General features: G+C 61.0%; 5 protein-coding genes. 4 read left to right on the forward strand and 1 reads right to left on the reverse strand.

The window, feature by feature from the left end:
* On the reverse strand, window positions 1-603 hold a 603-nt coding region (locus WCA53_RS28780; RefSeq protein ID WP_423919080.1), incomplete at its 3' end, for a tetratricopeptide repeat protein.
* A gap of 335 nt (window positions 604-938) precedes the next feature.
* Here WCA53_RS28780 and cysS point away from each other — a divergent pair.
* The 4 genes from cysS to tilS all read left to right on the forward strand — a co-directional run.
* Window positions 939-2345: a cysteine--tRNA ligase gene (gene cysS, locus WCA53_RS28785; RefSeq protein ID WP_423919082.1), complete on the forward strand. Its 1407-nt coding sequence runs from the start codon at window positions 939-941 to the stop codon at window positions 2343-2345.
* Window positions 2346-2389: 44 nt separating this feature from the next.
* Window positions 2390-3460 (forward strand): DNA-3-methyladenine glycosylase family protein, encoded by a 1071-nt coding sequence (locus tag WCA53_RS28790; protein ID WP_423919084.1) that lies wholly within the window; start codon window positions 2390-2392, stop codon window positions 3458-3460.
* A 118-nt stretch (window positions 3461-3578) separates the two neighbouring features.
* Window positions 3579-4550: an acetyl-CoA carboxylase carboxyltransferase subunit alpha gene (locus WCA53_RS28795; RefSeq protein WP_423919086.1), complete on the forward strand. Its 972-nt coding sequence runs from the start codon at window positions 3579-3581 to the stop codon at window positions 4548-4550.
* A gap of 58 nt (window positions 4551-4608) precedes the next feature.
* On the forward strand, window positions 4609-5838 hold a 1230-nt coding region (gene tilS, locus WCA53_RS28800), incomplete at its 3' end, for a tRNA lysidine(34) synthetase TilS (RefSeq protein ID WP_423919089.1).

Genomic DNA, 5838 nt, shown 5'->3' on the forward strand with positions numbered 1-5838 from the left:
CTTCTGGATGTCGCCCACACGTTGCGCCGTCAAGGGACTCTTCGACCCGAGCGCCTGGGCGCGCTTATACGATTCGCTTGCAAGGCGCAAATACAGGTCGCCGAGATTTTCGTATGCCAGCGCGTAATTCGGGTTGGCCTTCGTGGCCGTTTCGAGCGCGACGCGCGCGTCCTCGTACTGGCCTTTCTTTGCGTAGAGCGCGGCAAGGTTGTTGTACGGCTCGGGCAACTCCGGATACATCTGGGTGAGTTCGGTGAACGCGGCAATGGCCTCGTCATCGCGATTGAGGCGGGCCAGCACGGTGGCTCGCTTGAACTTGGCCTGCACGTCGCGAGGATTCGTTTTCAGGCGCGCGTCAAGTTGCGTCAGCGCCGATGCCCATTGCTTTTGCGCAATGGCCGCGTCGATAGCGGGGGTGTCGTCGGCGGTCGCCACGTTAGCCTGCGCGAAGGCAGGATTGACCAGCAAAAGACTCGCACCCATACAGAGTGCAGCGGTCGCCGCAGCAGTAACCACGGCACTTGCCGCGAGCTTGGCTGCGCTTGATGCGCGGCCGCTTGAAGGTTTCATAGGCTCACTTCGAAATGTTATACTCCGGCCCATTCTAACAAAAGGTCTGCAACGTTCCGTTGAACGTTCTGACTGTATGTCCGACTGTCTTTAAGCCACTCGCGGCCGCCTCCGTTTCGACCCGCAGCGTGACCGTCACGTTTATCGTCACGGCGCGCGCGATTTTGGCCGCACGCGTTCGAATCCGGACCCGTGCCCGTGCTGAAAGCCCAATGTCTGGGCCCCTATGCCGAACATGCTTGACCTGGATGACGCTGGTCGTGCCATCGCAGGTTGTGTTCGGTAGTCAGGTGCGCAGTCAATCGGGCACAGCATGCCGGCCAGCAACACGAATCACTCGGATCTTCCCGGCCCCAAGCACTGCACCTATGAACTCATTGCGCATCTACAACACGCTCGCGCGTGACAAGCAACCCTTCGTGCCGCTCCGCGCAGGAGAGGTGCGCATGTATGTCTGCGGAATCACGGTCTACGACTATTGCCACGTCGGTCATGCGCGCATGCTGACCGTGTTCGACATTGTGCAGCGCTGGTTGCGGACGATCGGCTATAGCGTCACCTATGTGCGCAACATCACTGACATCGACGACAAGATCATTCGGCGTGCCGTCGAAAATGGCGAGCCTATCAAGGCGTTGACGCAGCGCTTTATCGACGCAATGTACGAAGACACCGACGCGCTTGGTATCGAACGTCCAGACCTCGAGCCGCGCGCGACGGACTTCATTCCTCAGATGCTCGGCATGATCCAGACCCTGGAGCAAAAGGGCTATGCGTATCACGCGAGCGACGGCGACGTGAACTACGCGGTACGCAAGTTCCCGGGCTACGGCAAGCTTTCGGGCAAGTCGATCGAAGACTTGCGTGCGGGCGAGCGGGTAAGCGCGAACGATGCCAAGCAGGACCCGCTCGACTTCGTCTTATGGAAGCACGCGAAAGACGACGAACCCGCGGATACGGGCTGGGACTCGGCATGGGGGCGCGGCCGTCCTGGATGGCACATTGAATGCTCTGCCATGGGCTGCAGTTTGCTCGGCGATCGTTTCGACATTCATGGCGGCGGACAGGACTTGCAGTTCCCGCACCATGAGAACGAAATTGCACAGAGCGAGGCGGCGACCGGCGTTCAGTTCGTGAACTACTGGATGCATAACGGCTTCGTTCAGATCGATAGCGAAAAGATGTCGAAGTCGCTGGGCAACTTCTTTACGATTCGAGAAGTGCTTGAAAAATTTGATGCAGAGGTCGTGCGCTTCTTTATTGCACGGGCACACTATCGCTCGCCGCTGAATTACAGCGACGTGCATATCGATGACGCACGCGGGGCCCTTACGCGTTTGTACACGGCGCTCAAAGATGTCACGCCGGACGCCGGGCCACTCGACTGGAACGAAGCGCACGCGCAACGTTTCCGGGATGCGATGAACGACGACTTCAATACGCCCGTCGCGGTCGCGGTGCTGTTCGAGTTGGCGAGCGAAGTGAATCGATCGAAGGACGCTGTTTTCGCACGTCAACTGAAGCAACTGGCGGCCGTGCTCGGATTGTTGCAACGCGAGCCGCGCACGTTTCTTCAGGATGCGCCGGGCAAGAGTGGAACGGATGCAACGGCTGGCCTTACGCCGGTCGAGATCGAAGAGAAGATCGCTGCTCGTGTTGCTGCGAAGCAGGCAAAGAACTATGCCGAAGCAGACCGGATTCGCGCTGAATTACTCGCAGCCGGGATTGCTCTTGAAGACAAACCGGGTGGGTCGACCGAATGGCGCCGCGGTTAAGCGCTCCTTATACCCTTTCATCGACCCACCAGGCAGGAGGCATGATGGCAACGGCCAGGAAGGCGCCGGCTAAACGAGCCGCGTCCGGAAGTAGCGTAGCGTCCGACGGCAAAACCGTACGTCGCGCGCCAGTGGGAAGGTCGAAGGTGTTGAAGCCTTCGGCGAAAGCGGCAAATGGCGGCGTGGATACCGCCAAGCCAAAGGCCGCGGCGCGCAAACGCGTGGTCAATGGCGCGGCCCATGACGACACAACCGCGAGTGCCGTCACGACGAATGGCGCTGCGCGGACGAAGAAGCGGGCTGCACCGAAGGTGTCGCCCAAAGACGCGCACGGCGCGCCCGACCTTGCGCTCGACAGCGATGCCAATGCGGCCAACGCTGCCGCGCCGGCGCTCGTGCGCGATCCGCAAAAAGATGGCGAGATCGTGCGCAAGTCGCGCGTCATCACGGCCGACAAAACTGTGCCCGTGCAAACGCCGGGTTTGTTGGCGGAAGTCGCGCGTCCGGAGTACTGGGACAAGGCGTGCGCGGATCTCGTCAAGCGCGACCGGATTCTCAAGAAGCTGATTCCGAAGTTCGGCCCGGTTCACCTGATCAATCGCGACGATCCGTTCACCACGCTCGCACGTTCCGTGGTTGGTCAGCAAATTTCAGTTGCATCGGCTCAGGCGATCTGGAAGCGTGTGGAAATCGCCTGCCCGAAACTCGCTCCGCAGCAGTTCATCAAGCTTGGTCATGAGAAGCTGCAAGCGTGCGGGTTATCGAAGAGAAAGTGCGAATACATTCTTGATCTCGCGCAGCATTTCGTTTCAGGCGCGCTGCACGTGGACAGCTGGACGTCGATGGAAGACGAAGCAGTGATCGCGGAATTGACGCAGATTCGCGGCATCGGCCGATGGACCGCTGAGATGTTCCTGATCTTCAACCTGTCGCGCCCGGACGTCCTGCCGCTTGATGACGTGGGCCTGATACAGGCCATCAGCGTGAACTATTTCAGCGGCGAGCCGGTCACGCGCAGCGAAGCGCGCGAAGTCGCGGCGAACTGGGAACCGTGGAGGACTGTCGCTACCTGGTATATGTGGCGCAGCCTTGACCCCATTCCCGCGGATCATTAGAAGAATAGCGGTCGCAAGCAATGCTATCGATCTTTAATAGTCGATAGTTTCGACCAGAAAACGACAAGGGTCGGCGCGGTTAGAATACGCGCTGCCCGATGTTCTAGGATTCGAACAAATGAAGACCACTTTTCTGGATTTCGAACAGCCGATCGCCGAACTCGAAGCGAAGATCGAAGAATTGCGCTTCGTGCAGGATGATTCCGCTGTCGATATTTCGGAAGAAATCGAGCGGCTGTCGAAGAAGAGCCAGCAACTCACGAAAGATTTATACGCGAACCTGTCTCCCTGGCAGGTTTCGCAGATCGCGCGGCATCCGCAGCGGCCCTACACGCTCGACTATGTGAACGAGCTTTTCACCGACTTTCACGAATTGCACGGCGATCGTTCATACGCGGACGATCTCGCTATCGTGGGCGGGCTGGCGCGGTTCAACGGCCAGGCTTGCATGGTGATCGGGCAGCAAAAGGGCCGCGACACGAAGGAACGCGCAGCACGCAACTTTGGCATGCCGCGCCCGGAAGGGTATAGGAAGGCTGAACGCCTGATGCGTGTCGCGGAGAAGTTCGGCTTGCCCATCTTCACGTTCATCGACACCCCCGGCGCGTATCCCGGCATTGGTGCAGAAGAGCGGGGGCAGTCGGAAGCCATTGGCCGCAACCTGTATGTGATGGCCGAACTCAAGACACCGATCGTTGCGACGATTATCGGTGAAGGCGGTTCCGGTGGCGCGCTGGCGATTGCGGTGGCCGACAGCGTTCTCATGCTCCAGTTCTCTACGTATTCCGTGATTTCGCCCGAAGGCTGCGCGTCCATCTTGTGGAAAAGCGCGGCGAAGGCGCCGGAAGCGGCCGAAGCGCTGGGGCTGACGGCACACAGGCTGAAGGCGCTGGGACTCATCGATAAAATCGTGAACGAGCCGTTGGGCGGCGCGCATCGCGATCCGAAGGGCATGGCCGCACTTTTGCGCCGTGCACTATCGGACACGCTGCGACAGTTCCACGGCATGAATGCGCTCGATGTCCGCGCACGTCGCTTCGACAAGCTGATGGCGTACGGCAAGTACAAGGAAAACCTGCCGGGCGCGTGATGCTCCTTTGTGCTTCCTTCACTCTCTTCGTCCACGGCCCGTTGAACAGCCGACCCTCGTGACCTCCGACACAGAAACCCCCGCTAGCCGCCTCGTGATCGAGGCGGTGCGGGCGGCGTTCGCCGACGTGTCGTTGTTTGCCTCTTCCGGTCCGATTACACCCATTGCCGTGGCGTTGAGCGGTGGCCTTGATTCAACAGTGCTACTCGATGCCGCCGTGCGTTGCATGGGCTCATCGCTGGTAGTGGCGCTTCATGTCCATCACGGATTGAGCCCGAACGCCGATGCATGGGCCGCGCATTGCCAGGCATTCGCGCAGTCGCTGGGCGTAACGTTCGTGTCCGCCCAAGTCGATGTCGTGCGCGAAGGCGGCGAAAGCCTCGAAGCGGCGGCTCGCGACGCGCGTTACCGTGCGCTCGACTCCATGTGCGAAGGGCAGGGCACGAGCGCTCTATGGCTTGCGCATCACGCCGACGATCAGGCCGAAACAGTCCTCCTCCAATTGTTGCGCGGCGCGGGCGTGGCCGGTCTTGCCGCGATGGCGCCGCAGCGTGTCGACGGGGTATCGATACCGCGCGTGCGGCCGTTCCTGCATCTGCTGCGGGCGCAACTCGAGCACTACGCGCACGAACGCGATTTACGCTGGATCGACGACGAATCGAACGCCGATGTGCGATACGCCCGCAACGCGTTGCGCCACGATGTGCTGCCGTCGCTCGCGGTCCATTTCCCAGGCTTCCGCGATGCCCTCGCGCGGACTGCATTGCATGCGGCATCGGCACAACGACTGCTCGACGAACTTGCGCGCATCGACATGGTGTCCGCACGGCGCGATGAAAGCGATGAGCACAGCAAGGACGCGCTGACGCTCGACGCCGTGCTCGCCCTCGACGACGAACGCGCGATCAATCTCTTGCGATACTGGATGCGCTCGCTGCAGATGCCGGCGGCGTCGGCGGCGCGTATCGGCGAAGTGCTTCGGCAATTACGCGATGCGGCCCGTTCCCGCGACGGTCACGCGTTGCGCGTCGATCACGCGGGCTACTGCCTGCGTGCGTATCGCGGCGCGATCGAATGGGAGAAGGGCGATAGCGCCGATCCGTCCGATCCCGAGACCGTGTCGCGTATGGCAAGCGTGTTGAACTGGAATGGCGAGAGCATCTGGCGGCTGCCGCAATGGCGCGGGACGTTTGTGTTCGCAGAAGTCGAAGAGCACGAGCCGGACGCGGTTCCCGAAGCGATTCTTCGCAGTGCGCCGCTGTGCGCGCGCTCGCGAGCGGGTGGGGAG

The organism is Caballeronia sp. (genome assembly GCF_049581465.1).
Taxonomy (GTDB): Bacteria; Pseudomonadota; Gammaproteobacteria; order Burkholderiales; family Burkholderiaceae; genus Caballeronia.

Coding starts and splice junctions, on each gene's coding strand:
- cysS (WP_423919082.1), top strand. CDS start 939: ATGAACTCATTGCGCATCTACAACACGCTCGCGCGTGACAAGCAACCC.
- WCA53_RS28790 (WP_423919084.1), top strand. CDS start 2,390: ATGGCAACGGCCAGGAAGGCGCCGGCTAAACGAGCCGCGTCCGGAAGT.
- WCA53_RS28795 (WP_423919086.1), top strand. CDS start 3,579: ATGAAGACCACTTTTCTGGATTTCGAACAGCCGATCGCCGAACTCGAA.